At 65.8% G+C, this 26,797-nt stretch carries 21 protein-coding genes; 8 read left to right on the plus strand and 13 right to left on the minus strand.

Annotation, left to right across the window (positions count from 1 at the left end; genetic code table 11):
- Both ACN4F8_RS19290 and ACN4F8_RS19295 read right to left on the minus strand, forming a co-directional pair.
- Positions 1 to 1,039 (minus strand): efflux RND transporter permease subunit (locus tag ACN4F8_RS19290; protein WP_419475052.1); only part of this gene is annotated, 1,039 nt, incomplete at its 3' end.
- A gap of 12 nt (positions 1,040 to 1,051) precedes the next feature.
- Positions 1,052 to 2,320 (minus strand): efflux RND transporter periplasmic adaptor subunit, encoded by a 1,269-nt coding sequence (locus tag ACN4F8_RS19295; RefSeq protein ID WP_419475053.1) that lies wholly within the window; start codon positions 2,318 to 2,320, stop codon positions 1,052 to 1,054.
- 152 nt (positions 2,321 to 2,472) lie between these two features.
- Here ACN4F8_RS19295 and ACN4F8_RS19300 point away from each other — a divergent pair, with 152 nt between their 5' ends.
- Entirely contained in the window at positions 2,473 to 3,135 is a 663-nt protein-coding gene (locus ACN4F8_RS19300) for a TetR family transcriptional regulator (RefSeq protein ID WP_419475054.1), read from the plus strand.
- Positions 3,136 to 3,141: 6 nt separating this feature from the next.
- On the opposite strand, the gene ACN4F8_RS19305 is transcribed toward ACN4F8_RS19300, so the two are convergent.
- From ACN4F8_RS19305 to ACN4F8_RS19340, 8 genes are read right to left on the minus strand one after another with little or no spacing between them, the layout of a single operon-like run.
- Positions 3,142 to 4,311, minus strand: a complete 1,170-nt coding sequence (locus ACN4F8_RS19305) for an MFS transporter (RefSeq protein WP_419475079.1) — start codon at positions 4,309 to 4,311, stop codon at positions 3,142 to 3,144.
- A gap of 8 nt (positions 4,312 to 4,319) precedes the next feature.
- Complete coding sequence (locus ACN4F8_RS19310) at positions 4,320 to 5,696, minus strand: DNA recombination protein RmuC (protein ID WP_419475055.1); 1,377 nt, start codon at positions 5,694 to 5,696, stop codon at positions 4,320 to 4,322.
- Entirely contained in the window at positions 5,696 to 6,688 is a 993-nt protein-coding gene (locus ACN4F8_RS19315; protein ID WP_419475056.1) for a 2-hydroxyacid dehydrogenase, read from the minus strand. Before ACN4F8_RS19315 ends, ACN4F8_RS19310 begins: the two co-directional genes overlap by 1 nt.
- 18 nt (positions 6,689 to 6,706) lie before the next feature.
- A complete protein-coding gene (locus tag ACN4F8_RS19320; protein ID WP_419475057.1) occupies positions 6,707 to 8,119 on the minus strand; it encodes a sodium:proton antiporter in 1,413 nt (470 codons plus the stop codon).
- A 24-nt stretch (positions 8,120 to 8,143) separates the two neighbouring features.
- A complete protein-coding gene (locus ACN4F8_RS19325) occupies positions 8,144 to 8,491 on the minus strand; it encodes an FKBP-type peptidyl-prolyl cis-trans isomerase (RefSeq protein ID WP_159605234.1) in 348 nt (115 codons plus the stop codon).
- Between the two features lie 45 nt (positions 8,492 to 8,536).
- A complete protein-coding gene (locus ACN4F8_RS19330; RefSeq protein WP_419475058.1) occupies positions 8,537 to 9,259 on the minus strand; it encodes a nitroreductase in 723 nt (240 codons plus the stop codon).
- Complete coding sequence (locus ACN4F8_RS19335) at positions 9,256 to 9,705, minus strand: acyl-CoA thioesterase (RefSeq protein ID WP_419475059.1); 450 nt, start codon at positions 9,703 to 9,705, stop codon at positions 9,256 to 9,258. Before ACN4F8_RS19335 ends, ACN4F8_RS19330 begins: the two co-directional genes overlap by 4 nt.
- Positions 9,702 to 10,685: a histone deacetylase gene (locus tag ACN4F8_RS19340; protein ID WP_419475060.1), complete on the minus strand. Its 984-nt coding sequence runs from the start codon at positions 10,683 to 10,685 to the stop codon at positions 9,702 to 9,704. Before ACN4F8_RS19340 ends, ACN4F8_RS19335 begins: the two co-directional genes overlap by 4 nt.
- A 256-nt stretch (positions 10,686 to 10,941) precedes the next feature.
- Here ACN4F8_RS19340 and ACN4F8_RS19345 point away from each other — a divergent pair, with 256 nt between their 5' ends.
- The gene (locus ACN4F8_RS19345) at positions 10,942 to 11,484 is read left to right on the plus strand and encodes a phasin family protein (RefSeq protein ID WP_069046868.1); all 543 of its coding nucleotides are present in this window, start codon (positions 10,942 to 10,944) and stop codon (positions 11,482 to 11,484) included.
- A 199-nt stretch (positions 11,485 to 11,683) separates the two neighbouring features.
- Here the strand turns inward: ACN4F8_RS19345 and ACN4F8_RS19350 are convergent, their stop codons facing one another.
- A complete protein-coding gene (locus tag ACN4F8_RS19350) occupies positions 11,684 to 12,496 on the minus strand; it encodes a patatin-like phospholipase family protein (RefSeq protein WP_419475061.1) in 813 nt (270 codons plus the stop codon).
- A 242-nt stretch (positions 12,497 to 12,738) separates the two neighbouring features.
- Between ACN4F8_RS19350 and ACN4F8_RS19355 the strand changes: the two genes are divergently transcribed.
- Positions 12,739 to 13,794 (plus strand): extracellular solute-binding protein, encoded by a 1,056-nt coding sequence (locus ACN4F8_RS19355; protein ID WP_419475062.1) that lies wholly within the window; start codon positions 12,739 to 12,741, stop codon positions 13,792 to 13,794.
- 53 nt (positions 13,795 to 13,847) lie between these two features.
- Here ACN4F8_RS19355 and ppk2 read toward each other — a convergent pair whose 3' ends face one another.
- Entirely contained in the window at positions 13,848 to 14,753 is a 906-nt protein-coding gene (ppk2, locus tag ACN4F8_RS19360) for a polyphosphate kinase 2 (RefSeq protein ID WP_419475063.1), read from the minus strand.
- A 140-nt stretch (positions 14,754 to 14,893) separates the two neighbouring features.
- On the opposite strand from ppk2, the gene ACN4F8_RS19365 reads away from it, so the two are divergent.
- A complete protein-coding gene (locus ACN4F8_RS19365; protein ID WP_419475064.1) occupies positions 14,894 to 15,652 on the plus strand; it encodes a 3-hydroxyacyl-CoA dehydrogenase in 759 nt (252 codons plus the stop codon).
- 17 nt (positions 15,653 to 15,669) lie between these two features.
- Positions 15,670 to 17,460, plus strand: a complete 1,791-nt coding sequence (locus ACN4F8_RS19370; protein ID WP_419475065.1) for a gamma-glutamyltransferase family protein — start codon at positions 15,670 to 15,672, stop codon at positions 17,458 to 17,460.
- On the opposite strand, the gene ACN4F8_RS19375 is transcribed toward ACN4F8_RS19370, so the two are convergent.
- Entirely contained in the window at positions 17,457 to 19,103 is a 1,647-nt protein-coding gene (locus tag ACN4F8_RS19375) for an acyl-CoA synthetase (protein WP_419475066.1), read from the minus strand. The genes ACN4F8_RS19370 and ACN4F8_RS19375 overlap by 4 nt on opposite strands.
- 46 nt (positions 19,104 to 19,149) lie before the next feature.
- Here ACN4F8_RS19375 and dnaG point away from each other — a divergent pair, with 46 nt between their 5' ends.
- The 3 genes from dnaG (at position 19,150) to prsT (ending at position 26,772) form a co-directional block, all read left to right on the plus strand.
- Positions 19,150 to 21,114, plus strand: coding sequence for a DNA primase (dnaG, locus tag ACN4F8_RS19380; protein ID WP_419475067.1), 1,965 nt, complete (start codon positions 19,150 to 19,152; stop codon positions 21,112 to 21,114).
- A 316-nt stretch (positions 21,115 to 21,430) separates the two neighbouring features.
- The gene (rpoD, locus tag ACN4F8_RS19385) at positions 21,431 to 23,767 is read left to right on the plus strand and encodes an RNA polymerase sigma factor RpoD (RefSeq protein ID WP_419475068.1); all 2,337 of its coding nucleotides are present in this window, start codon (positions 21,431 to 21,433) and stop codon (positions 23,765 to 23,767) included.
- A 173-nt stretch (positions 23,768 to 23,940) separates the two neighbouring features.
- On the plus strand, positions 23,941 to 26,772 hold the full coding sequence (gene prsT / locus ACN4F8_RS19390) for an XrtA/PEP-CTERM system TPR-repeat protein PrsT (RefSeq protein ID WP_419475069.1): 2,832 nt from the start codon (positions 23,941 to 23,943) through the stop codon (positions 26,770 to 26,772).
- The last annotated feature ends 25 nt before the right edge of the window (positions 26,773 to 26,797 follow it).

Genomic DNA, 26,797 nt, shown 5'->3' on the forward strand with positions numbered 1-26,797 from the left:
CCTCACCCAGCGTGATGGCCACCTGCTGGATGGAGATCTTCACGAAGCGCGAGCTGTCGTAGGGAATCGACCAGGTCATGCCGGCGGGGAAGAAGCGCTCCAGCTCGGTCATCTTCGCGCGCACCGCGTCGGCGGTGGCCAGCGCGTTGCCGCTGGGTGAGAGCTGCACGCCAATACCGGTGGACGGCTTGCCGTTCAGCCGCGCCGAGGTGGCGTAGGCCTGGGCACCGAGTTCGATGCGGGCCACGTCCTTGAGGCGCACGGTCGCGCCATCGACCGTGGCGCGCAGCACGATGTTGCCGAACTGCTCGACGTTGGCCAGTTGCCCATTGACCACCACGGTGGCCGCAATGCTCTGGCCGCCCACGTTGGGCAAGGCGCCGATTTCGCCCGCAGACACCTGCGCGTTCTGCGCGCGGATGGCGTTGGTGACGTCGGCCGCGCTCAGGTTGAAGCCCAGCAGCTTGGCCGGATCGATCCAGATGCGCATGGCGCGCTCGGTGCCGAACAGCTGCGCCTGGCCCACACCGGGCAGGCGTTGCAGCTCGGGCACCACGCTGCGGGAGGCGTAGTCGCCGAGCGCCACCGGATCCCAGGCCGGGTCGTCGCTGGACAGAATGGCGAACAGCAGGAAGTTGCTGCGCGAGCGGTCCACGCGCACACCCTGCTGCGTCACCGCAGCGGGCAGGCGCGGCGAGGCCCGAGAGAGCCGGTTTTGCACGTCCACCTGCGCCATCGCAGCGTCGGTGCCGGTCTCGAAGCTCAGCGTGATGCTGCCGGTGCCGTTGGCCTGCGCCACCGACTCCATGTAGATCAGCCCAGGCGATCCGTTCATCTCCTGCTCGATCACCGAGAGCACGCTGTTCTCCAGCGTGGCGGCCGAAGCACCCGGGTAGGTGGCGTTGATGACGATGGACGGAGGCGCCACCGGCGGGTATTGCGCAATCGGCAACTGCGTGATGGACACACCGCCCATCACCATGATGAAGAGCGCGATCACCCACGCGAAGATGGGCCGGTCAATGAAAAATTTCGCCATGTCGGGCGCTCCTTACTTCGCAGCCTCGGGCGCCGGCGCAGCGGCTGCGGGCGTGGCGGGAGCGCTGCCTGGCGCTTGCCATGGCACGGCTTTCACCGGGGTGCCTGGCGGCACCATCTGCAGCTTCTGGAAGCCGTCGACCATGACCTGCTCACCGGCCTTCAGACCGTCCAGGATCACCCAGCGGCCGTTCTGCTGGCCGCCCACCTTCACGTCGCGCTGGGCGACCTTGCCGTCGGTGCCCACCACCGACACCTTGTCGCCCTGGGCGGACCGCGTCACCGCTTGCTGGGGCAAAGTGATCGCGTTGCCTGCGGTGGCCTGCTCCAGGCGCACGCGCACATACAGACCCGGCAGCAAGGTGCCTTTGGGGTTGGGTACCTCGGCGCGCAGCGTCACCTGGCCGGTGGCACTGTCCACGGTGAGGTCGGAGAACAGCAGGCGACCCGGCTGCTCGTACACGCTGCCGTCTTCCATCACCACCCGCACCGCAGCGGCTTGCGAGCCTGCATCTCTGAGCTGGCCGCCTTCCATGGCCTTGCGCAAGCGGTACACCTCGGCGGCCGACTGGGTGAAGTTCACATACATCGGGTTGATCTGCTGGATGACCGCCAGCTGGGTGGCCTCACCCTGCCCGACCAGCGCGCCCTCGGTCACCAGCGAGCGACCGATGCGACCCGAGATCGGCGCGGTCACGCGGGCATACCCCAGATTGATGCTCGCGGTCTGCACCGAAGCCCGGCCCGCGGCCACATCGGCCTCGGCCTGCTTCTGCGCCGCCACGGCACTTGCGTATTCCTGCTGGCTGATGGCGTTTTCCTTCACCAGCGGTGCGTAGCGTTCGGCCAGCGCGGCGGCCTGCGTCAGGTTGGCCATTGAGCGGGCCAGACCGGCCTGCGCGCTCTGCAGTGCAGCGGCGTAAGGCGCCGCATCGATGCGAAACAGCGGCTGGCCGGCTTTCACATCACTGCCCTCACGAAACAGCCGCTCTTGCAGAATGCCCGCCGCTCGCGCACGCACCTGGGCCATACGCGAAGCCTCCAGCCGGCCCGGCAGTTCGGTCACCAGGCCCACATCACCGGGCGCCACCGTGACCACCCCCACCTCGGGCGCCGGCATGCCGCCTGCGGCAGAGGCAGCGGGTGCCTCGGTCTTGCCGCAAGCGCTCAACACCACGGCAAGCGCCAGCACGGACAAGCCTCGCAGCAGGTGGTTGGGGGGCAATGAAACAAAGGGGGCGCGCGATGCGGGCGCAGACTTGATGGGGCTCAAGGCGGGCATGGGATTCCTTGGGGTGGAAGGTGGGCGAGGCACAAAAGCCGGGAATAGCCTGACCGGCTGCTCCGTCGCAAAACGGCGAAGTATACATACATCCAAGAATGTATGTATAGTCCAGCCACGCCCCAAGGGCATGCCATCTGGAGACAACGATCATGGTTCGACGCACCAAAGCCGATGCGCTGGTGACCCGCAACAGCTTGCTCGATGCTGCCGAGCATTTGTTTCAGGCGCATGGCGTTTCGCGCACATCGCTCAACGACATTGCCACCGCAGCCGGCACCACGCGCGGCGCCATTTACTGGCATTTCAAGGACAAGGCCGACCTCTTCAACGCCATGATGGAGCGCGTGACCATGCCGCTGGAGGGCGCGCTGGCCTGCGCTGCGGGCAAGGCAGAAGCAGCCGACAACCCCCTGCTCTCGCTGCGCGATTCGATGATGAACGCGCTCAGGCAGACCGCCACCGACGAGCAGACACGCCGCGTCTTCGAGGTGGCCACGCACAAGGTGGAATACGTGAGCGAAATGCAGGCGGTGCGCGAACGCCACCTGCGGGTGCGCAACCAATGCATGGCCATGACCGAGAAGGCGCTGCGCGAAGTGGTGCGCCGCGAAAACACCAAGCTGCCCATGCCCCTGCCCACCGCGGCCCTGGGCCTGCACGTGATCATGGACGGGCTGATCCAGAACTGGCTGCTCGATCCGCAGGCGTTTGACCTGGAGAAAAGCGGGCGCCACACCATGGACGCCTACCTCGGCGGCCTGGGCTTCAAGCTGCCCACCCCTCGAGCGCTCACACCGCGACGCGCTCCCTGACCCGGCTCAGTCCGGCGCGCGCTGCGGCATCTCGCCCGGCGGCGTGCGCAGGCTCCAGGCCAGCGGCGAGCCTGCACCCACCACCGTTCCCACCATCCAGAACACGGCGCCCACACCCACCAGCGCACCCACCGAGCCGAACAGCAGCGGCATCACCACGCTCGAGCCGTTGATGGCCATGGCGCGCAGGCCCAGCGCCTCGCCGTGGCGGTGGTGCGGGGTCATCTGGTGCAGCGTGCTCATGATCATGGGCTGCACCGAGCCCAGCGCCAGGCCCAGCAGGATCGACAAGGCCGCCATGGCCCACGCCGTCTGCACGAGTGGGTACACGGCAAACAGCAGCGCGGTGGCGCCCATGGCGGTGCCGATCACCACCGATTCGCGCAGCCGCGCGGCCAGCCACGGCATGAGCACACGGATGGCGGTGGCCGCCAGCGCGAATGCGCCCAGGATGGAGCCGATCACGGTGGCGCTCAGGCCGCGCTCATGACCCAGCACGGGCACGAGGAAGGTGTGCACATCCCAGCACGACGAGAGCATCCAGTTGATGAGCATCAGCTTGCGAAAGCCCGCGTCCTTGAGCAGGTTCCACGACGAGCCGCTGGACTGCCGCAGTTCGGGCGCCACAGGCTCGTGTTCAACCGTGTGGCGCACCCAGATCCAGGCCAGCGAGGGCAGCAGCGCAAGCAAGAGGAAAGCCGCACGAAAGCCGAAGCTGTCGATCATCACACCCGCCGCAAACGGCCCGAGGAAGTTGGAGATGGACGGGCCGATGGCCATCCAGCTGAACACCTGCTTGAGCTCGGTGGCGTTGTTCGCCAGGCGCCCCACATGGCGCTGCAACGCAATCATGGCCAGGCCCGTGGCGGCGCCGCAGGTGAGGGCGGTGAGGCACAACACGCCGAACACCGGGAAAACCACCGACACAGCGGCACCCGCCGAGGCGATGCCCACCGCCATGGCCACAGGCTTCTTCAATCCGCGCCGGTCGGCGTATCGCCCGGCCGGCAAGGCCATGAACACCGGTGCCAACGCGAACAACGCCAGCAACATGCCCACCGCCAAAGGGCTGTGGCCTTCGCGCAGCGCCATCAAGGGCGCTGCCATGCGAAAGCCGGTCATGCAGGCATGAAGACAAATCTGCGCCGCGATCAGCCGCGCCAGGTCGGACCGCAGCGTCGGGTTCAAGCGTCCCCGGTGTCGTTGGGGTCCAGCGGCAGCAGTGCGCTGGCCTGGTCTTGCGGCAGTGCCTCCACCGCCTTGAGCGCGCGGCCCATGGCGCGGCTGCGGGTCTCGGCGCTGTCCAGCGTGTTCAGCACGGTCTGCGTCTGGCTCTTCACCCGCGCCAGCACATCACCGAACTTGCCGAACTCGGTCTTGACCGCACCCAGCACCTGCCAGACCTCGCTGGAGCGCTTCTCCAGCGCCAGCGTGCGAAAGCCCATCTGCAGCGAGTTGAGCATGGCCATGAGCGTGGTCGGGCCGGCGAGCGTCACGCGGTATTCGCGTTGCAACACCTCCATGAGGCCAGGCCGGCGCAGCACCTCGGCGTAGAGGCCTTCGGTGGGCAGGAACAGGATCGCGAAGTCGGTGGTGTGCGGTGGCTGCAGGTACTTGTCGGCCATGGACTTGGCCTCCAGCTTGATGCGCTGCTCCAGCCCGCGCGCCGCGACCTCCGCCCCCTCGGCGTCGGCGCGCTGCTGCGCGTCGAGCAGGCGCTCGTAGTCCTCGTTGGGAAACTTCGCGTCGATCGGCAGCCAGCAGGGCACACCGTCGTCGCTGCGGCCCGGCAGCTTGATGGCGAAGTCCACCGTGAAGCGGCTGCCCTGTTTGGTCATCACCTGCGTGGCGTACTGGTCTGGCGCAAATACCTGTTCCAGCAAGGCTGCGAGCTGCGCTTCACCAAACATGCCGCGCGTCTTCACGTTGGTCAGCAAGTGCTTCAAATCGCCCACGCCTTGGGCCAGCGTCTGCATCTCGCCCAGGCCCTTGTGCACCTGCTCCAGCCGGTCGGCCACCTGCTTGAAGCTCTCGCCCAGGCGCGCCTGCAGCGTGCTCTGCAGTTTTTCGTCGACGGTGGCGCGCATCTCGTCGAGCTTGGCGGCGTTGCCTTGTTGCAGCTGCATCAGCTGCGCCTCCAACGTGGCACGCACCTCGGCCAGGCGGCGCGAATTGGCCTCGCTCAGGTCTTGCAGCTGGCGCGTGAGCGTGTCGCCCAGCGTGCCGCGCAATTGCACCAGCTGCTGGGCAAAGGCATCTATCTGCGCGTTCTGCGTGCGCGTGGCCTCGGCCCCCTGGCTGGTGAGCGCTTCCTGGAAGGTGGCCAGGGTTTGCTGCAACTCCTGGCGCGCGGTGCGCGAGCCCTCGGCCATTTCTCGTCGCAGTTCACTCTCCACCCGCTCCACGCGCTGCGTGGTCTGCTGCAATTGCGTCAACAGCGTCTGGCGGTGGGCCAGTTCGTCCGCGTCCACCGCCGGCTTGCGCAGCCACAGCGCCACCTGCAAGAGCGCGCCGATGGCGGCGAGCACCAGCAGCGCGATGAGCAGCGCGGAGTCGCTCATCAACGTGCGCCTTTGCCCAGGATCTCGGCGTTGATGGGCGTGAGCGGCTTGCCCTGTGTGAGGTAGGCAATCACGTTGTCGGCGGCGAGCCGGGCCATGGCGCGGCGTGTCTTGAGCGTGGCGCTGGCAATGTGCGGCGTGAGCACCACGTTGGGCACGGTGAGCAGGTCGGGGTGGACCTTGGGCTCGCCTTCGAACACGTCCAGACCCGCAGCGGCGATCACGCGGTTGCGCAAGGCCAGCGCGAGGGCTGCGTCGTCCACGATGCCGCCGCGCGCGATGTTGACCAGCGTGGCGGTGGGCTTCATCTGCGCGATCTCGGCCGCGCCGATGGTGTGGTGGTTTTCCGGGCTGTAGGGCAGCACCAGGATCAGGTGGTCGGCGGTCTTGAGCAGCGTGGTCTTGTCCACGTAGCTGGCCTTGCATTCGGCTTCCAGGGCCGGAGCGAGCCGCGAGCGGTTGTGGTAGATCACGTTCATGCCGAAGCCGTGGGCACCGCGGCGCGCAATGGCCTGGCCGATGCGGCCCATGCCCAGGATGCCCAGCGTGCTGCCGTGCACCTCGGCACCGGCAAACATGTCCAGTGCCCAGCGGTTCCACTCACCAGCGCGCAGGAAATGTTCGCTCTCGGTCAGGCGCCGAGCCGTGGCCATGACCAGCGCAAAGCCGAAGTCGGCGGTGGTCTCGGTCAACACGTCGGGCGTGTTGGTGGCCAGCACGCCGGCCGCGCTGAGCGCGGGCACGTCGAAGTTGTTGAAACCCACCGCGATGTTGGCCACCACGCGCAGTTGCGGGCAGGCCGCCGCCACCGCACCGTCGATGCGCTCGCTGCCGGTGGTGAGCGCGCCCACCTTGCCTTGCAGGCGGGCGATCAGCTCGGCCGGGCTCAACACGCCATCGGCTTCGTTGGTGTCAACCTCGAAATGCTGGCGCAGGTGTTCGACCACGTCGGGAAAGATCTTGCGGCTGACGAGGATGGAAGGCTTTGTCATGTGTGTGTCTCCAGAAAATCAGGTGAACCAGAACCAGGTCATGAGGGCGAACAGCGGCACCAGGATGCCGACCGACCAGACCATGTAACCAAAGAAGCTCGGCATCTTCACGCCACGGTCTTCGGCGATGGCCTTGACCATGAGGTTGGGTGCGTTGCCGATGTAGGTGTTGGCGCCCATGAACACGGCGCCGGCCGAGATGGCGACCAGCGTGGGCGCCAGCGCGTTCATCAGCACCTGCGGATCCCCTCCGGCGGTGTTGAAGAACACCAGGTAGGTCGGCGCGTTGTCGAGGAACGAACTGAGGATGCCCGTGGCCCAGAAGTACATGGCCGGATTGGGTGAACCGTCGGGATTCGTCACCGCCTTCACCACCGCACCAAACGGCCCGTCCACGCCCGCCTTGAGCATGGCGATCACCGGGATGATGGTGAGGAAGATGGCGGCGAACAGCTTGGCCACTTCGAGCATCGGACCCCAGCCGAACTGGTTGCTTTCGTGCGCGCTGGACGGCGTGATCTTGAGCGAGACGAGCGTGACGATGATCAGGCCGATGTCGCGCACGATGCCGGGCAGGCCAACGTCGGTGCCCGCGATGTTGAACACCACGCTCGACTTCCACAGCCCGCTGAGCAGCACGAGGAACACCACCACGCCCAGCAGCGCGAAGTTGACGCTGCCGTCGAACCCGAGGCGCTGCGTGTCGGGTGTGGGGTCCATCGGGCGAAGCTCTTCGCGGCGGTGGTAGTACCAGCTGTCGATGGCGTAGAACATCACCAGCAACGCGCCGATGAGGAACAGCGTGTGGCTCCAGAGGTGGGTCACAGTCCAGAAAAAGTCCACACCCTTCAGGAAACCCAGGAACAGCGGTGGATCGCCCAGCGGCGTGAGCGCACCACCCGCGTTGGAGACGATGAAGATGAAGAACACCACCACGTGCGCCTGGTGCTTGCGGTTGTCGTTGGCCCGGATCAGCGGGCGGATCAACAGCATCGACGCACCCGTGGTGCCCATGAAGCTCGCCAGCACCGCACCGATGGCCAGCAAGCTGGTGTTGAGCGCGGGGCTGCCGTGCAGGTTGCCGCGCACGAAGATGCCGCCGGCCACGGTGAACAGCGCGGTGAGCAGGATGATGAACGGGATGTACTCGGCAAACGCCGCATGCACCACCGCCACACCGGTGGCAGCGGGACCAAAGGTGATGGCAAACGGGATCAGGAAGGCCAGGCCCCAGGCCGCAGCCACCTTGCCGAAATGGTGGTGCCAGAAGATCGGTGCGACCAGTGGCATCAGGGCGATGGACAACAACACGCCCGCGAACGGCACGCCCCACAGCACCGACAACTGCGCGCCATCCAGGTCGGCCGCGCGCGCGAGACCCGGCAGCAGTGCGCCAGCCAGGGCCAGCGCCTGCACGCTTTTTTTGTTCATGGATTTCTCCGAAAGAGGACTCGATCAGACCGCGAGCAGATCGACTTCAAACAGCAGCGTCGCGTTGGGTGGAATCACGCCCCCTGCGCCGCGCGCGCCATAGCCCAGCGCGGCCGGAATCACGAGGCGGCGCGTGCCACCCACGGCCATGCCCTGCACGCCTTCGTCCCAGCCTTTGATGACATGACCGGCACCCAGCGGAAACTCGAACGGCTGACCACGGTCCTTGCTCGAATCGAACTTGGAACCCTGCACGCCGTCGTTGAACAGCCAGCCGGTGTAGTGCACCTGCACCGGGCGCCCGGCTTTGGCGACTTCGCCATTGCCGACCACGGTGTCTTCATATTGCAGGCCGCTGGGGGTGGTGATCATGGTGTCTCCTGAAATGGAAAAGATGGAAATGAACGAAGGACGTGATTATTCCAGCCAGGTCGTGAACGACTCGACGGACTCGCGCGGCGTGTGAAAACCATTGACCTTGTCGGACGGGTCGGCATAACCCAGGGCCATGCCGCAAACCAGCATTTCGCTCTCGCCAGCGCCCACGTGCGGCAGGATGATCTTGGCAAAACCGTTCCACGCGGCCTGCGGACAGGTGTGCAGGCCATGGCCACGAGCGGCGACCATGATGTTCTGCAGGAACATGCCGTAGTCCACCAGCGAGCCGCGGCCCATCACGCGGTCCAGCGTGAACATGAGGCCCACGGGTGCATCGAAGAAGCGGAAATTGCGCTGGTGCTGCGCGTGCATCTTGTCCTTGTCGCCCTTGGTGATGTCCAGCAGGCCGTAGAGGCTCCAGCCGTTTTCGCGCCGACGATCAATGTAGGGACTGACCCACTTCTCGGGGTAGTAGTCGTATTCCTCGCGGTACTCGGCAGCCAGCGCCGGGTCGGCGCGCAAGGCGTCGTGCGCAGCACAGACCTTGTGCACCAGCGTGTCGCGGCTCTGGCCCTGCAACACATACACCTTCCAGGGCTGGGTGTTGGTGCCCGACGGCGCGCGGCTGGCCACCTGCAGCAGGTGCTCCAGCGTGGCGCGCGGCACCGGCTGCGGCAGGAAGGCGCGCGCCGACATGCGGCTGGTGATCGCGGCATCGACGCTGACCGGATCGATCACAGGCGCGGTGGGGTTGTGGCTCATAGCAAGTTCTCCAGGGTGGTCTTCAGGGGCTCGGGCAAAGGCACCGGCCGGCGGGTCTGGCGGTCGACATACACATGCACGAAGTGGCCACACGCGGCGGCAAGGTCTTCACCGTCGGCAAACAGGCCCACCTCGTAGCGAACACTGGATGTGCCCAGGTGGGCCACCCGCAACCCGGCCCACACCGTCTGTGGAAAGGCCAGGGGTGCGAAGTAGTTGCACTGGGTTTCGATCACGAGACCGATCACCGGGCCGTGGTGGATGTCCAGGGCGCCCTGCTCGATCAGGTGGGCGTTGACCGCTGTGTCGAACCAGCTGTAGTACACCACGTTGTTCACGTGGCCATACACGTCGTTGTCGGCCCAGCGGGTGGTGATGGAACGCAGCACGCGGTAGGCGCTGCGCGGCAGGGGTTGTGGCCGCGTGGCCGGTGCTGGGTTGCTCATGGCGCGGAATTGTGCCAGTGGCTTGCCCCACGCACTGTCGCGGCCGTGGTGGATGCAGCGAGCCAGCGCGCCTGGTACTCAACGGCCGTGTGGTAGGTGTTCATCTGCACCTGCACCGTGGCTTCCATGTCGGTGCCGTAACCACCGGCCATCGCAAAAGCCAGCGGCAGCCGCCGCGACCAGGCCCAGTCCATCACACGCCGGTCGCGCGCCTCCATGCCGTCGAACGTGAGCTTGAGCCGGCCCAGGCGGTCGCCTTCGTGCGGGTCTGCGCCGGCCAGGTAGATCACCAGCCCGGGGGTGAAGCGACGCTCCATCTCTTCCAGCGCGCACTCCAGTGCCTCGAGGTACTCGGTATCGCCACAGCCATCGGGCAACTCCACGTCCAGGTCGCTCGGCTCCTTGCGGAAAGGGAAGTTCTTCGCGCCGTGCAGCGACAGCGTGAAAACCGAGTCGTCGTTGGCAAAGATCTTCGCCGTGCCGTTGCCCTGGTGCACGTCCAGATCGACGATGGCCACGCGCAGCATGCCGCGCGCCCTGTTCGCACGGGCGTGCTCGGCCTGCATCAGCCGGGCAGCCACCGCGGCGTCGTTGAAAACACAGAAGCCGCTGCCCTTGTCGGCGTAGGCGTGGTGGGTGCCACCGGCCAGGTTGGCGGCGAGGCCACCTGCTAGCGCACGGCGGCAGGCTTGCACGGTGGCGCCCACCGAGCGGCGCGCGCGCTCGGCCATGGCCGGGCTCCACGGAAAACCGATTTCGCGCTGGGCGGCCGGCGCCAGGTTGCCGCTGCGCACGGCATCGATATAGGTTGGGGTGTGCACCAGCGCCAGTTCGCCGTCGCTGGCTGGCTGGGCCTCGCACAGTTCCACCTGCGGCAGCTCCCGGGACAGGCGCTCACGCAGCCGCGCGTACTTGGCCATGGGGAAACGGTGCCCCGTGGGCAATGGGAGAACGAAGTGGTCGGCGTAGAAAGCTTGCAAGGGGCGCGCACCGTGGTCGGAGGAACGGAGGATTGTGTCCGGCTCGGGTATTCGACGGGCACATGCGCCCTTTTAGGCCGCCCCGCCTAAAATGGTGCGGCGCAGCAAAAACCGCTTGCGCCATTGCGGGTTATCCCTATAATCGCGGTTATGTTGCAGTGCAGCAATGTGAACAAAAAGCAAAAGCGTCTCGACAGCGCCATGTTCCCAGCAGCCTTCAACTAAACCCTGTTTCACCAAGTTTAGGAGTACGAATATGCTGACCGCCGAACAAATGATTGCCGCCCAGAAAGCCAACATCGAGACCATTTTTGGTCTGACCCAGAAAGCCTTCGAAGGCGTGGAAAAGCTGGTTGAACTCAACGTGCAAGCCACCAAGGCCGCCCTGTCCGAGTCCGCCAACAGCACCCAGGCCCTCCTCAGCGTGAAAGACGCCCAGGAACTGCTGACGCTGCAAGCCAGCCTGATGCAGCCGCTGGCCGAAAAGACCGTGGCTTACAGCCGCCACCTGTACGACATCGCCCAGGGCACGACCGCCGAATTCGGCAAAGCCGCCGAAGCGCAAGCCAGCGACACCCAGAAGAAATTCATGGCCGTCGTCGACAACGCTTCCAAGAACGCACCTGCCGGTTCCGAAACCGCCGTGGCCGTGATGAAGAGCGCCGTGTCCGCCGCCAACAACGCCATGGAATCGGTGCAGAAGGCTGTCAAGCAAGCCACCGAAATGGCCGAAGCCAACTTCAACACCGTGACGGCCTCCGCCGTGAACGCCTCGAAGTCGGTGGCCAAAAAGCGCTGAACAAGCGGTTGATCGTGCCGTTGATCGGCGGCTGGGGTTTTGAAGCCCTGCCGCAAACTAGCATCACTGCACGATCTGCCTGACTCTCACGGGAACAGGTTTCAGATCAAACCCGTTCTTCTGGTTGTCTCCTCGGGTCCTTTTCGAAATTCGGTTTCATCGGACCCCTTAAGCCCCCGCCGCAAGGCTGGGGCTTTTTTTATGGCCGCGCGCCAACGATCCCATTCACCGGTTTCAAGCGGGCCAGTTGGGCCTTGAGCTGAGGCAGCGCTGCGAGCATCGCCGCCCTGCCCGCGTCGATCGAGCGCTTGCGCGACGCAAAGTCGGCACTGCCCACACCGGCCAGCGCCGGGCGCACCACCACATCCGCAGTGGCCAGCTCGTGTCGGTTGATGCTCTGGCCCATGATGGCAAAGGTCTGCAGCAGCACGCGGATGTTGCCCACGGCCAGATTGCCTTCGGGTGCGCTGGAGATGTCCACCGCCAGCACCACCTCGGCGCCCATGTCGCGCGCCTGCTGCACGGGCACGGGCGCCACCAGGCCACCGTCCACATAATCGCGCCCGGCGATGCCCACCGGCGCGAACAGGCCCGGCACGGCGCTGGACGCGCGCACGGCTTGCGCCACATCGCCCCGGCGAAACAACACGCCTTGCCCGGTGCCCAGATCGGTGGCCAGCACGCCCAGGGGCAGCGCCATGCTTTCGATGGTGCGGCCATCCACCGCCTGGCTCACGTAGCGCGCCAGCGCATCGCCGCGCAGCAGGCCGCGGCCCAGGATGGGCAGAGCCCAGTCGGTCAGCGTCACCTCGTCCATGCTCATGGCCACCCGCTCCAGTTCGGTGGCGGTTTTTCCGCTGGCGTAGAGCGCGGCCACCAGGCTGCCGGCCGAGGTTCCGGTCAACACGTCGGGGCGGATGCCGTTTTCTTCCAGCACCTGGATCACGCCCACATGGGCAAAGCCGCGTGCAGCACCGCCACCCAAGGCCAGCCCCAAGCGGGGGGCACGCATGGGCGGCGCCACAGCCGGCGGCTGAACCTGTGGTTGCGCCACAGGCGGCACGGTCACAGGCCCCTGCACCGAGGAGCAGGCCGACAGAAATGCAAGGCACAGCACAAAGCCCCAGACTTTGCAATACTTATTGAGAACAATTCGCGTTAGTGTTAGCATCATTCCCAATTATCCGGCACGCCCTGCGCGCGCACGCCGAACCAACACACCTTGTTTCTTCATTTCAACTCCCGAGGATCCCCATGACTTCGTTCCGCAAACTCTCGATTGCCTTGGCCGCCGTGGCCGCGACGCTTGGCCTGCAAGGCCAGGCCCTCGCGCAAGACAAGGTGCTCAACCTCTACTCGGCACGCCACTACCAGACCGACGAGGTGATGTACGACACCTTCACCAAAACCACGGGCATCAAGATCAACCGCGTGGACGCGGACGACGCCGGCATCGTGGCGCGCCTGCGTGCCGAAGGCGCTGCCTCGCCGGCCGATGTGATCTTGCTGGTCGACGCTGCGCGCATGGCCTCGGCCGACAGCCAGGGCCTGTTCCAGCCGATCCAGTCGGCCAAGCTCGACGCGGCCATTCCGGCCAACCTGCGCGCCGCGCCCGGCGAAGGCGGCGTGACCTGGACCGGCTTCTCCACCCGCGCCCGCGTGATCGTGTACGACCCGATGCGCGTGAAGGCGGCTGACGTGGCGACCTACGAACAGCTCGCCGACCCCAAGCTCAAGGGCATGGTCTGCACGCGTTCTGGCTCACACCCCTACAACCTCTCGCTGTTCGCCACCGTGGTCGAGCGCCTGGGCGACCAGAAGGGTGAAGCCTGGCTCAAGGGCGTGGTGGACAACATGGCGCGCGCGCCCAAGGGCGGCGACACCGACCAGATCAAGGCCGTGGCTTCTGGCGAATGCGGTGTGGCGCTGACCAACACCTACTACCTGGCCCGCCTCATCAAATCCGACAAGCCGGAAGACCGTGCCGTGATGGAGAAGGTGCGCGTGGTGTTCCCCAACCAGGCCACCACCGGCACGCACGTGAACATCGCTGGCGCAGCCGTGGCCAAGCACGCCAAGAACCGCGACAACGCGGTGCAGTTCATGGAGTTCCTGGCCAGCCCTTTTGCACAGGACTACTTTGCCAACGGCAACAACGAGTTTCCCGCCGTCAAGGGCCTGAAGGTGGCCAACCCGGCCATCAAGGCCATGGGCGGTGACAACTTCAAGGCCGAGACCGTGCCGCTGGCCTCGGTGGCCAAAAACATGACCAAGGTTCAACAAATGCTGGACCGCGTGGGCTACAAGTAATCCCAGCCGCTTCAGTTCAAAGGCCCGCGATCGCGGGCCTTTTGCTTTCTGCGTCAGTACACCTGCGGCACGTGAATTTCACCGGGGACTTGATGGCGCCGGTAACCTTCGTGGCGCACGCGCTCCGGCAGCGTGATGGTGGCGCGCTCCACCTCGCCGTACGGCATCTGGTGCAGCAGGTGGTGAATGCAGTTCAGGCGCGCTTTTTTCTTGTCGTCAGCCTGCACCACCCACCAGGGTGATTCGGGGATGTGGGTGCGCTCCAGCATCACTTCCTTGGCCTGGGTGTAGAGCTCCCAGCGACGGCGGCTCTCCAGGTCCATGGGGCTGAGCTTCCACTGCTTGAGCGGGTCGTGGATGCGGCCCAGAAAACGCAGGTGCTGCTCTTCGTCCGAGATGGAAAACCAGTACTTGATGACCTGGATGCCCGAGCGCACCAGCATCTTCTCGAACTCGGGCACCGAGCGGAAAAACTCTTCGTACTGCTCTTCGCTGCAAAAGCCCATGACCCGCTCAACGCCGGCGCGGTTGTACCAGCTGCGGTCGAACAGCACCATCTCGCCCGCCGCCGGCAGGTGTGCTGCGTAGCGCTGAAAGTACCACTGGGTGCGCTCGCGGTCGTTGGGCGCAGGCAGCGCAGCCACGCGGCAAACGCGGGGGTTCAGGCGCTGCGTGATGCGTTTGATCACGCCGCCCTTGCCCGCCGCGTCGCGGCCTTCAAAAATGATCACCACCTTGTGCCCGGTGGCCACCACCCAGTCCTGCAGCTTCACCAGCTCGGCCTGCAAGCGGAACAGCTCGCGAAAATACTGCTGCCGTTCCGCCTTGTGCTGCTTCAAGGCCTCGGCGTCTTGCGACCCGTCGACGCGGTCTTCGATCTCCATTTCCAGCTCTTCGTCGTAACCGTCCATCAAATCGGTGTGGATGCGGCGCAGCAACTCGTCCTGACTGTCGAACATGGGGGACTCCGTGAGGGCAAAAGCCTTCAGACTAGGTGCGGTCGGTGACAGCCTCGTGACGGACACCTGCCGCATAATCCAGCGCTGATTGACGTTTACGTCAACGTCAAATACCCCCCCCTACACCACAGGAGCACACCATGGACATTCAAGGCAAGGTTTTCATCGTCACCGGCGGCGCATCGGGCCTGGGCGAAGGCACGGCGCGCATGCTCGCGGCCAACGGCGGTCAGGTCATCATTGCCGACATGCAGGTTGAAAAAGGCGAGGCCGTGGCCAAGGACATTGGTGGCGCCTTCGTGAAGTGCGATGTCAGCAGCGAGGCCGACGGCCAGGCTGTGGTGGCCAAGGCCGTGTCGATGGGCAAGCTCATGGGTCTGGTGAATTGCGCCGGCATCGCACCGGCCGAGAAGACCGTCGGCAAGAGCGGTGCGCACAACCTGGGCGTCTACACCAAGACCATCATGGTCAATCTCGTGGGCAGCTTCAACATGATCCGCCTCGCGGCTGACGCGATGTGCAAGAACGAACCCGAGGCCACGGGCGAGCGCGGCGTGATGATCAGCACCGCCAGCGTGGCCGCTTACGACGGGCAGATCGGCCAGGCGGCCTACGCGGCCAGCAAAGGCGGCATTGTGGGCATGACGCTGCCGATCGCGCGCGACCTCTCGCGCAACGGCATCCGCAACATGACGATTGCTCCCGGCATCTTCGGCACGCCCATGCTGTTCGGCATGCCCCAAGAGGTGCAGGATGCGCTGGCCGCCAGCGTGCCTTTCCCCAGCCGACTGGGCACCCCGGCCGACTACGCCAAACTGGCCAAACACATCATCGAGAACGACATGCTCAATGGCGAGGTGATCCGCCTGGATGGCGCGATTCGTCTCGCACCGCGCTGAACCTGAGAGCTCAGCGCGTGAGCGCTTGCAAGCCACTGTTCGCCGCGCTGGGGTTGGCGCTGCTGGGCGCTTGCGTCGCGCCGCCCCCGGTGCAGCAGCCCGAGGCCGCATCGGGCTTCACGGCCAAACCGGGCTGGGCCTTCCAGCGCCAGGCTGTGGCGGCAGCCAACCCGCTGGCCACCGAAGCGGGCGCACAAATCCTGAGGGCCGGCGGCAGCGCGGTGGACGCGGCGATTGCGGTGCAGATGGTGCTCACACTGGTGGAGCCGCAATCCAGCGGCATCGGCGGCGGCGCCCTGCTGCTGCACCACGACGGCCGCCAGCTGCAGGCGTTCGACGGTCGCGAAACCGCGCCCGCCGCGGTGAACGAAAAGTTGTGGCTCGACGCACAAGGCAAGCCCCTGCCCTTCGCCACGGCGGTGGCCAGCGGGCGCTCGGTGGGTGTACCAGGCGCGGTGATGATGCTGGCCCTGGCGCACCGCCAACACGGCAAGCTGCCCTGGGCGCGGCTGTTTGACCCAGCCGTCCAGCTGGCCGAACAAGGCTTCAACATCAGCCCGCGCCTGCACACCCTGCTGGTGGCCGATGCGGCTCTGAAAACCGACCCGGTGGCCGCCGCCTATTTCTACCGCGCCAATGGCCAGCCTCACCCGGTGGGCCACGTGCTGCGCAACCCCGAGCTGGCGCAGGTGCTCCGCAACCTCGCGGCCCTCGGCTCCATCGCATTGCACGAAGGTCCGGTGGCGCGCGCCATTGTGAACAAGGTGCGCCAACACCCCACGCTGCCCGGCACGCTGAGCCTGGACGACCTGAAGGCCTACCAGCCGCGCGAGCGCGAGGCGCTGTGCTTTGAGCACACGGCCGCCTCGCGTGCCTTGCGCATTTGCGGGTTTCCGCCGCCGAGCTCTGGCACCATGGCCATCGGTCAGATCCTGGGGTTGCTCGCGCGCACGCCCCAGGCCGCGGCACCCCTGGTCAACGGGCTGCCCTCAGCCGACTGGCTGCACAGCTACAACGAAGCTTCGCGCCTGGCGATGGCCGACCGCGCCCAGTACGTGGCCGACCCGGACTTTGTGGCACCACCTGCGCAGCGGTGGACGAGCCTGCTGGAGGTGCGTTACCTCGACGATCGCGCGCGCCTCATCGGCCCGGCCCGCATGCCCACCGCCACCGCAGGCGAGCCCGCCGCCGAGCGCAGCAGCTGGGCGCCCATGCCCGACCAGCCCGAGCACGGCACCAGCCACATCAGCATCGTGGACGCGTTCGGCAACGCGCTGGCCATGACCAGCACCATCGAATCGGCCTTTGGCTCGCGCCTCATGGTCACCACCGACTCCAAACGGCCCGGCGGCTTCCTGCTCAACAACCAGCTCACCGATTTCAGCTTCACACCGCGCGACGCGCAGGGCCGGTCGGTGGCCAACCGGGTCGAGCCCGGCAAGCGTCCGCGCTCGTCGATGTCACCGACGCTGGTGTTCGACAAGGCCACCGGCGAGCTGCTCATGAGCACCGGCAGCCCGGGCGGTGCTTTCATCATCCACCACACCGCCAAGGTATTGCACGGCGTGCTGCAGTGGGGACTCTCACCGCAGGCAGCTGTGGACCTGCCCAACTTCGGCACGCTGGGCGGGCCGCTGGCGCTGGAGCAGGGCCGGTTCCCGCTGGCCACCGTGCAAGCCTTGCAGCAGCGCGGCCACTCCGTGCAGCAAGGTGAGCTCACCAGCGGCGCGCAGGCCATCGTGCGCAGTGGGGCCGCGTGGTTGGGCGGCGCCGACCCGCGGCGCGAGGGCGTCGTGTCGGGCGACTAAACGTCGATCGCGGCCGCCGAGCCGGCACGCTTGCGCAACTCGAACTTCTGGATCTTGCCGGTGCTGGTCTTGGGCAGTTCGCCGAACACCACCGCACGCGGCACCTTGAAGCCGGCCAGGTGCTGCTTGCAGTGCGCCACGATGGCCTCTGCCGTGGTGTCGGCCCCGACCTTGAGCTCGATGAAGGCACACGGCGTCTCGCCCCATTTCGGATCGGCCTTGGCGACCACCGCAGCGGCCAGCACCGCGGGGTGGCGGTAGAGCACGTCTTCCACCTCGATCGACGAGATGTTTTCGCCGCCCGAAATGATGATGTCCTTGCTGCGGTCCTTGATCTTGAAATAGCCGTCGGCGTACTGCACGGCCAGGTCGCCGCTGTGAAACCAGCCGCCGGCAAAGGCCTCCGCAGTGGCCTTCGGATTCTTCAGGTATCCCTTCATCGCGATGTTGCCCTTGAACATGATCTCGCCCATGGTCTCGCCGTCTTGCGGCACGGACAGCATCGTTTCCGGGTCGAGCACGCGCACATCACGCTGCAGGTGGTAGCGCACGCCCTGGCGCGCGTTGAGCCGGGCGCGCTCGCCGATGTCCAGCGCGTCCCAGACCTCGTGCTTGGCACACACCGTGGCCGGGCCATACACCTCGGTCAAACCGTACACGTGGGTGAGGTCAAAGCCCATCTGCTCCATGCCTTCGATCATCGACGCCGGCGGCGCCGCGCCCGCCACCATGGCCTTCACACCAGCGGGCAGCCCCGCCTTCATGGCAGTGGGGGCATTCACCAGCATGCCGTGCACGATGGGCGCGCCGCAGTAATGCGTCACGCCGTGTTCGCGCATGGCATCAAAGATCGCCTGCGCTTCCACGCGGCGCAGGCACACGTTGACACCCGCGCGCGCGGCCACGGTCCAGGGAAAACACCAGCCGTTGCAATGAAACATGGGCAGCGTCCACAGGTACACCGCGTGCTTGGGCATGTCCCACTCCATCACGTTGGACACGGCGTTCATGGCGGCGCCCCGGTGGTGGTAGACCACGCCTTTGGGGTTGCCGGTGGTGCCGCTGGTGTAGTTCAGCGCAATCGCATCCCACTCGTCGGCTGGCAGGCTCCAGGCGAACGCCGGGTCGCCGCCGGCCAGGAAAGTCTCGTAAGTGCTGCTGCCGATGCGCTCGGCAGTCCCGGTGAACAGCACGTCCTCCACATCGAGCACCAGCAGCGGCGTGCCGGCCTGGCGCATCGCCAGCGCTTTTTTGAGCGTGAGCGAGAACTCCGGGTCCACGATCACCACTTTCGCCTCGCCGTGGTCGAGCATGAAGGCGATCGCCTCGGGGTCCAGCCGCGTGTTGAGCGCGTTGAGCACCGCTCCAGCCATGGGCACGCCGAAATGCGCCTCCACCATCGGCGGCGTGTTGGGCAGCATCACGGCCACGGTGTCGTTCTTGCCGATGCCCGCGCGCTGCAGGGCACTGGCCAGGCGCCGGCAGCGCGCATAGGTCTCGCCCCAGGTCTGGCGCAGACTGCCATGCACCACGGCCAGCCGATCCGGGTAGACCTCGGCCGTGCGCTCGATGAACGAGAGCGGAGAAAACGGCGCGAAGTTGGCCTCGTTGCGCGGCAGGTCCTGGTCGAAGATGCTGGTCATGCGGGATGTCTCCTGATGTTCTGGGGCCGTGCGAGAGAATACCCCCGTGGCCATCCCCCAGACCTTCATCCAGGAACTGCTCAACCGCGTGGACGTGGTCGACGTGGTGGGTCGATACGTGCAGCTCAAGAAGGGCGGCGCCAACCTCATGGGCCTGTGTCCGTTCCACGGCGAGAAGTCGCCATCGTTCAGCGTCAGCCCCACGAAGCAGTTCTATCACTGCTTCGGCTGCGGGGCCAACGGCAACGCCATCGGCTTCCTGATGGAGCACGCCGGCATGAGCTTCATCGAAGCGGTGAAAGACCTGGCCCAGCAAACCGGCATGCAGATCCCCGAAGACGACGCCTCGCCGCAAGACCGCGAGCGCGCCGCACAGCAGCGCCAGAAGCAGGCCACGCTCACCGATGTGCTGGAGAAGGCTGCGCAGGCCTATGCCAAACAGCTCAAGGTGGCGCCGCGTGCGGTTGCCTACCTCAAGGGACGCGGCCTCTCGGGCCAGATCGCCAAGACCTTCGGCCTGGGCTACGCGCCCGAGGGCTGGCGCGCGCTGGCCAGCGTGTTCCCGGACTACCAGGAACCCCTGCTGGTCGAGTCGGGCATGGTGATCGAACACGAAGACGAAAAAGGCGCGGACGGCCAGTCCAAGCGCTACGACCGTTTTCGCGACCGCATCATGTTCCCGATCCGCAACGTCAAGGGCGAGTGCATCGGCTTTGGTGGGCGCGTGCTCGACAAGGGCGAACCCAAGTACCTCAACTCGCCCGAGACGCCCGTGTTCAGCAAGGGCCGCGAGCTCTACGGTCTGTTCGAAGGCCGCACCGCCATCCGCGTGGCCGGCTACGCACTCGTCACCGAGGGCTACATGGACGTGGTGGCCCTGGCCCAACTCGGCTTTGCCAACGCCGTGGCCACCTTGGGCACCGCCTGCACGCCCGACCATGTGCAAAAACTCTTCCGCTTCACCGACAGCGTGGTGTTCAGCTTCGACGGCGACGGCGCCGGCCGGCGCGCGGCCCGCAAGGCGCTCGACGCCGCACTGCCCCTGGCCACCGACACGCGCAACGTCAAGTTCCTCTTTTTGCCCGCCGAGCACGACCCCGACAGCTTCATCCGCGCCAACGGCGAAGCGGCGTTCGCCCAGTGCGTGAAAGACGCCGTGCCGCTCTCGCGCTTTTTGATCGAAGCGGCCAGCGCCGACTGCGACCTCACCAGCGCCGAAGGCCGCGCCCGCATGGCCAGCCAGGCGCGCCCGCTCTGGAGCGCCCTGCCCGACGGCGCCTTGAAGCGCCAGCTGATCGGTGAGCTCTCCACCGGCATCGGCATTGGCAGCGCCGACCTGCTGCAACTCTGGCAACAAACCGGCGCATCGCGCGCGCCGCGCTCGGCGGGACCAGCGCCCGCCCAGTCGTCGCACGACGCGGGTTACGACGGCGGCACCTCGTACGAATCATCGGCCAGCGCCTACGAATCCAGCACCAGCAGCTACCGCAGCGACAGCGGCAGCTCTTACGGCAAAAAGGGCTACAGCAAGTGGCGCAAGGGCCCTCCTCCACCGCCCCGCATGCTGGGCACGCGCCGCGCCGGCGGCAGCCGCGCAGACCGCGCCGTGGCCCTGCTGCTGGCCAACGCACAAGCCTGGGACGGTCTCTCGGCCGACGACCACAGCCTGCTGGCCCACCTGCCCGCGCCCCACGGCGCACTCTTTGCCTGGCTCGAAGCCCAGTTGCACGAACACGGCCCCCAACCCTGGGCCGCCCTGCGGGAAGCCCTGCGTGGGCACGAGCACGAGGTGTTTGCCTGCACACAGGTGGAGCAGGTGCCGCCCAGCGACGACCCGGCCTCCGAACTCTCCGAGCTGAGCGACGTGATGAACCGCCTTCGCCGGGACGGCCTGGAGGCCCAGGCGCGCCAGCTGGCCGACCTTGTTGCCCAAGGTGATGCTGGCGCGATGGACGACTACAAGCGCGTGAGCGCCCAGCTCGCCGCCCTGAAAACCAGCGCTGCAACCTAGCAAAATACGGGCGGCGCGGTATAATCCATGGTTTTGCACCGCAAGCGCGACAGCAGCACCTCCGGCACCGGCCCGGCCCCTGAACAGGGCTACATGGACACTTCTCCTGGCCACCTCAGCGACCCCACCCGGGCCTGACGGAACCCCGCAAGGACTGCACACCAAATGTTCGCCCCAACAGCTTGCAGGCCTGCCCTTTCCGGCGAAAGACAGGCGTTGTGCCCAACAAAATCACCGGGATGGACCGCGTCGCGCGGCCTTCAGGCGTTTTTTGTGTGTTCTGCCGGTTCCAGTTCGACATTTTTCTGAGGTCCTCATGCCCGCGAAGAAATCCAGCACGCCCGTCTCGTCCAGCACAAAACCCGCCACGAAGGCCGTCACCCGCGCCACCGCCCCGGCTTTGCCCCCGAAGAAAGCTCCTGCTGTGACCGACAAGACCCCTGCCAAAGCCGCTGCCAAAGCCGTGCCCGCCAAAAAAGCCGCCGTCAAGGCGCTCGACTCCGAACTGCTCGACGACGCGCCAGCGAAGAAAAAGGCCGGCCGCCCCGCCAAGGCCGCCGCAGGCGACGACAAACCAGCAGCCAAGCGCGGCCGCAAGCCCAAGGCGGACGCCAAAGGCAAGTCCTCCGGTGGCGACATGGACGACGCCGACCTGAGCGACATCGAAGACGATCTGACCGGTGAAGTGGAGGCTGAAGCCACCGACACCACGTCCACCACGACCGAGAAGGTCAAGCCGCTGCGCATGAAGATCAGCAAGGCGAAAGAGCGCGCGCTGATGAAGGAGTTTGGCCTGGACGAAACCGTCCTGTCCGAAGAAGAAGCGCGCAACCGCCGCGAACGCCTCAAGACCCTCATCAAGCTGGGCAAGACGCGCGGCTACCTCACGCACGGCGAGATCAACGACCACCTGCCCGACAAGCTGGTCGAAGCTGAGACGCTCGAAGTGGTGGTCTCGCTGCTCAACGACATGGGCGTGGCGGTGTACGAGCAAACGCCTGACGCCGAAACCCTGCTGCTGAACAACACCGGCCCCACCGCCGCCACCGAAGAAGAAGCCGAAGAAGAAGCCGAAGCGGCTCTCTCCACGGTGGACAGCGAATTCGGCCGCACCACCGACCCCGTGCGCATGTACATGCGCGAAATGGGCACCGTGGAGCTGCTCACGCGCGAAGGTGAAATCGAAATCGCCAAGCGCATCGAAGGCGGCTTGAACGACATGATGGCCGCCATCAGCGAGAGCCCGGCCACCATCGCCGAAATTTTGGTGATGGCCGAAGACATCCGCAGCGGCAAGGTCGTCATCTCCACCGTGGTCGACGGCTTTGCCGACGCCGACGCCGCCGATGACTACGTGGCCGAAGAAGACTTCGACGATTACGACGAAGCCGACGACGACGACGGCAAGGGCGGCTCCAAAGCCCTGACCCGCAAGCTCGAAGAACTCAAGCGCGAAGCCCTCACGCGCTTCGACACCATGCGCACGCTGTTCGAAAAGCTGCACAAGACCTACGACAAGGAAGGCTACGGCACGCCGACCTACCTGAAGACGCAGAAAGCCATCACCGAAACGTTGATGTCGATCCGCTTCACCGCCAAGGCCATCGAAAAGCTGTGCAGCACCATGCGCAGCCAGGTGGACGACGTGCGCAAGAAAGAGCGCGAACTGCGCCGCATCATCGTGGACAAGTGCGGCATGCCGCAGGAGAAGTTCATCGCCGACTTCCCGGCCAACCTGCTCAACCTGAAATGGGTGGAGAAGCAAGCCGCCGCCGGCAAGCCCTGGAGCGTGGTGATGGAGCGCAACATCCCGCCGGTGCAGGAACTGCAAACCGGCCTGATGAACATCCAGAGCAGCGTGGTTGTGCCGCTGGCGCACCTGAAAGACATCCACAAGCGCATGAACTCGGGCGAGTCCACTTCGCGCGACGCCAAGAAGGAAATGATCGAGGCCAACCTGCGCCTGGTGATCTCGATTGCGAAGAAGTACACCAACCGCGGTCTGCAGTTCCTGGACCTGATCCAGGAAGGCAACATCGGTCTGATGAAGGCGGTGGACAAGTTCGAATACCGCCGCGGCTACAAATTCTCGACCTACGCCACATGGTGGATTCGCCAGGCCATCACACGCTCGATCGCCGATCAGGCGCGCACCATCCGGATTCCGGTGCACATGATCGAGACCATCAACAAGATGAACCGCATCAGCCGCCAGCACTTGCAGGAGTTTGGTTTTGAGCCCGATGCATCCATCCTGGCCGAGAAGATGGAGATGCCGGAAGAGAAGATCCGCAAGATCATGAAGATCGCCAAAGAGCCGATCTCCATGGAAACGCCGATCGGCGACGACGACGATTCGCACCTGGGCGACTTCATCGAAGACCAAGCGAACACTGCGCCCATCGAGGCCGCCATGCAGGCCGGCCTGCGCGAAGTGGTCAAGGAAATCCTCGACAGCCTCACGCCGCGCGAAGCCAAGGTGCTGCGCATGCGCTTCGGTATCGAGATGTCCACCGACCACACGCTGGAAGAAGTGGGCAAACAGTTCGACGTGACGCGCGAACGCATCCGCCAGATCGAAAGCAAGGCGGTGCGCAAGCTCAAGCACCCCAGCCGCTCGGACAAGCTGCGCAGCTTCATCGACACGCTGTAAGGCGCTTCGGAAGAACCAAAAAAGGGGAGCCAGCGGCTCCCCTTTTTGCTGGCTGGAACACACGGACCAACACGCGAGCGGGGTTCGCGATATCGGCCCGCAACGTGATTCTTGCAGCACGGAAGGCATTCGAAGAGAGCCACTGAATTGAAACTTTCAGTGAAAATAGCTACATGAAACAACAGACTCCGCGCCCGCTCGCCCCCACCGTCGGCCTCCCTTCACTGCTGCTCTCGGCGCTCCTGTGTGCCGCCAGCGGTGTGGCAGTGGCCCAAGGCGCCCCGTCGGCATCGCGCTTCTACGAAGACGCGCTGCAACGCTTCGAGAAAAAGGACTACGCCGGCTCCGTCATCCAGCTCAAGAACGCATTGAAGGAGAACCCGAACAACTTGCCGGTTCAACTGCTGATGGGCAAGGCATTGCTGGAGAACGGCGATGTGGTGGCGGCCGAAGTTGCGTTCAGCGAAGCACTGAGACTCGGCGTGAACCGGGCCGAGGTGGTGGAGCGGCTCGGGCAGTCGATGGTTGCCCAGGGCAAGCAGCTCGCCATGCTGTCCCACCCCGCCTTGCAAACCGCCGGCCTGCCCAGCAGCCTGCAACTGCGAATGCACCTGTTGCGCGCAGGCGCACAGACCGACCTGGGGCAAATTGCCCCCGCGCTGCAGTCCATCAATGAAGCACGACAGATCGACAACCGATCGCCCGAGGTGTGGCTGGCCGAAGTGCCCATCCGCATTCGCAGCAAGAGCTTCACCGAGGCGCAGCAGGCGGTGGAGCGAGCCCTCGCGATTGCCCCCAACATGGCCGAGGCCCACTACCAGAAAGGCTCGATCCTGCACGTGCAGGGCGATCTGCCCGGCGCAACAGCCGCCTACGCGCGCGCCCTGCAACTTGACGGCAGTCATGCCGAAGCGCTGATCGCACAGATCGGCCTGCACCTCGATTTCAACCGGCTGGACGATGCAGCGCGAGACGTGGCCTCCTTGCTGCGCGTGTCCCCCAAAGAGCCGCGCGGCTCCTACTTCAAGGCCTTGCTGGCCGAGCGCAAAGGCCAGGTGCCGCAGGCGCAGGCAGCCTTGCGAGAGGTGACCTCGTTGCTGGACCCGGTGCCCATGTCGTTCATGCGCTACCGCTCGCAACTGCTCATGCTCAACGGGCTGGCCCACCACGGACTCAACGAACCCGAAAAAGCCCGGCAGTACCTCGAAGCGTTCCTGCGCACGCAGCCCAACAGCCCGGTGACCCGGCTGCTGGCGCGCATCTACCTCAGCACCGGCAACGTGAGCGAAGCCGGCACCCTGCTGGAGAACTACCTGAAGAACCAACCAGGCGATGGCCTGGCCAGCAACCTGCTGGGCTCGGTCTACATCGCGCAGGGCAAACACGCGCGGGCAGCCACCCTCATGCAACAAACGCTCAAGTCCCAAGACCTGCCCGAATACCGCACGACGCTGGGCATGAGCCTGCTGGGCTCCGGCCAAACCGCGGGTGCGGTGGCCGAGCTCGAAGCCGCGTACAAAAAAGACCCCAAACAACTGGCCGCAGCCATCGTGCTGGCGCAGCTGTACCTGCGCGAAGGCCAGCCGGCCAAAGGGCTGTCGCTGGTCCAGACACTGGTGAGCCAGCAACCCACCAACGCCGGCCTGCACAACCTGCTGGGCACCGCCCACGCACAGAACGGCGACGCCAAAGCCGCGCGGGCCGCCTTCGAGAAAGCCGTGCAACTGTCGCCCGACCTGACACAGGCGCATCTCAACCTGGCGCGCCTGGACCTGGACGCCCGGGCACTCGATGCGGCCGAACAACGCCTCTCCAACCTGCTCAAGACCAACCCGCGCGACACCGACGCGCTGGCCGACATGGCTCGCGTGGCCGACCTGCGCGGCAAAACAGCCGAAGCCCAGACCTGGCTGGAGAAGGCCCGGGACAACTCGGGCGCGCGCGAGCTTCGCTGGAACCTCGCGCTGATCGATCTGCACCTGCGCGCCGGGCGACCCGAACAAGCCCTGGCCGAAGCCAAGATTGCGCAGGGCAAATCGTCCGACAACATCACCGGCCTGCTGCTCTACAGCCGCGCCCAACTGGCCATGGGCGATGCCCAGGGCGCACGCGGCACACTGGGACGGGCCACGCGGCTGGCCGACTTCGACGCCGATCTCCAGGTCGAAATTGCCAACCAGCAACTGGCGGCACAGAACCTCGACGGCGCTTACTACAGCCTGGACAAGGCCCTCACCGGTCGACCCGACTCGGTACCCGCCCAGGTGCTCATGGCCCGCGTGGAGTTTCAGCGGGGCGAGGTGGCCAAGGCCGAACAGCGTGCGCGCAGCATCGTGCAGAAGTACCCCCGCCGTGCCGTGGGCCACACGCTGGCGGGCGATCTCGCGCTGGCCCAGAACCGCCCCGGCCCTGCGCTGGAAGCGTTTCGCAAGGCACACGCCACGGAGCCTTCAAGCGGCTCCACGCTGCAGCTCATGCAGACGCTGGAAGCTCTGGGCAACGACAAAGGCGCCCAGGAGACCGCCACTCAGCGGTTGCGGCAGGCGCCCAAGGACACGGTTGTGCTCAATGCACTCGCCAACCTGCATGCGCGAGCCGGCCGGTACGCTGACGCGGGCAAGACTTACCAGAGCCTGCTCACACTGCAACCGCAAGATGTGTCCGCACTCAACAACCTGGCCAACGTGCAGCTCAAGCTCGGCGATAAAACCGCCCTGCAAACCGCCGAAAAAGCCCACGGGCTGGCTCCGGCAAATGCCTTGGTGATCGACACCCTCGGGTGGGCGCACCACCACTTCGGCCAGCGAGAGAAAGCGCTGAGCCTGCTGCGCGATGCCCGCTTGCGTGAGCCGTCCAACCCGGAGATTCGCTTCCACTTGGCCCAGGTGCTGGCACAGAGTGGCAGACGTGCAGAAGCCCAGGACGAACTGCGCGAAGCGATGAAAACCGGGCGCCCGTTCGAGGGCTCCAACGAGGCCGCAAAACTGCTGAAAACCCTCAACTGACGTCGAATTTCTTTACAGTTATCTG

The organism is Hydrogenophaga sp. (genome assembly GCF_048549895.1).
Lineage (GTDB): Bacteria > Pseudomonadota > Gammaproteobacteria > Burkholderiales > Burkholderiaceae_C > Hydrogenophaga.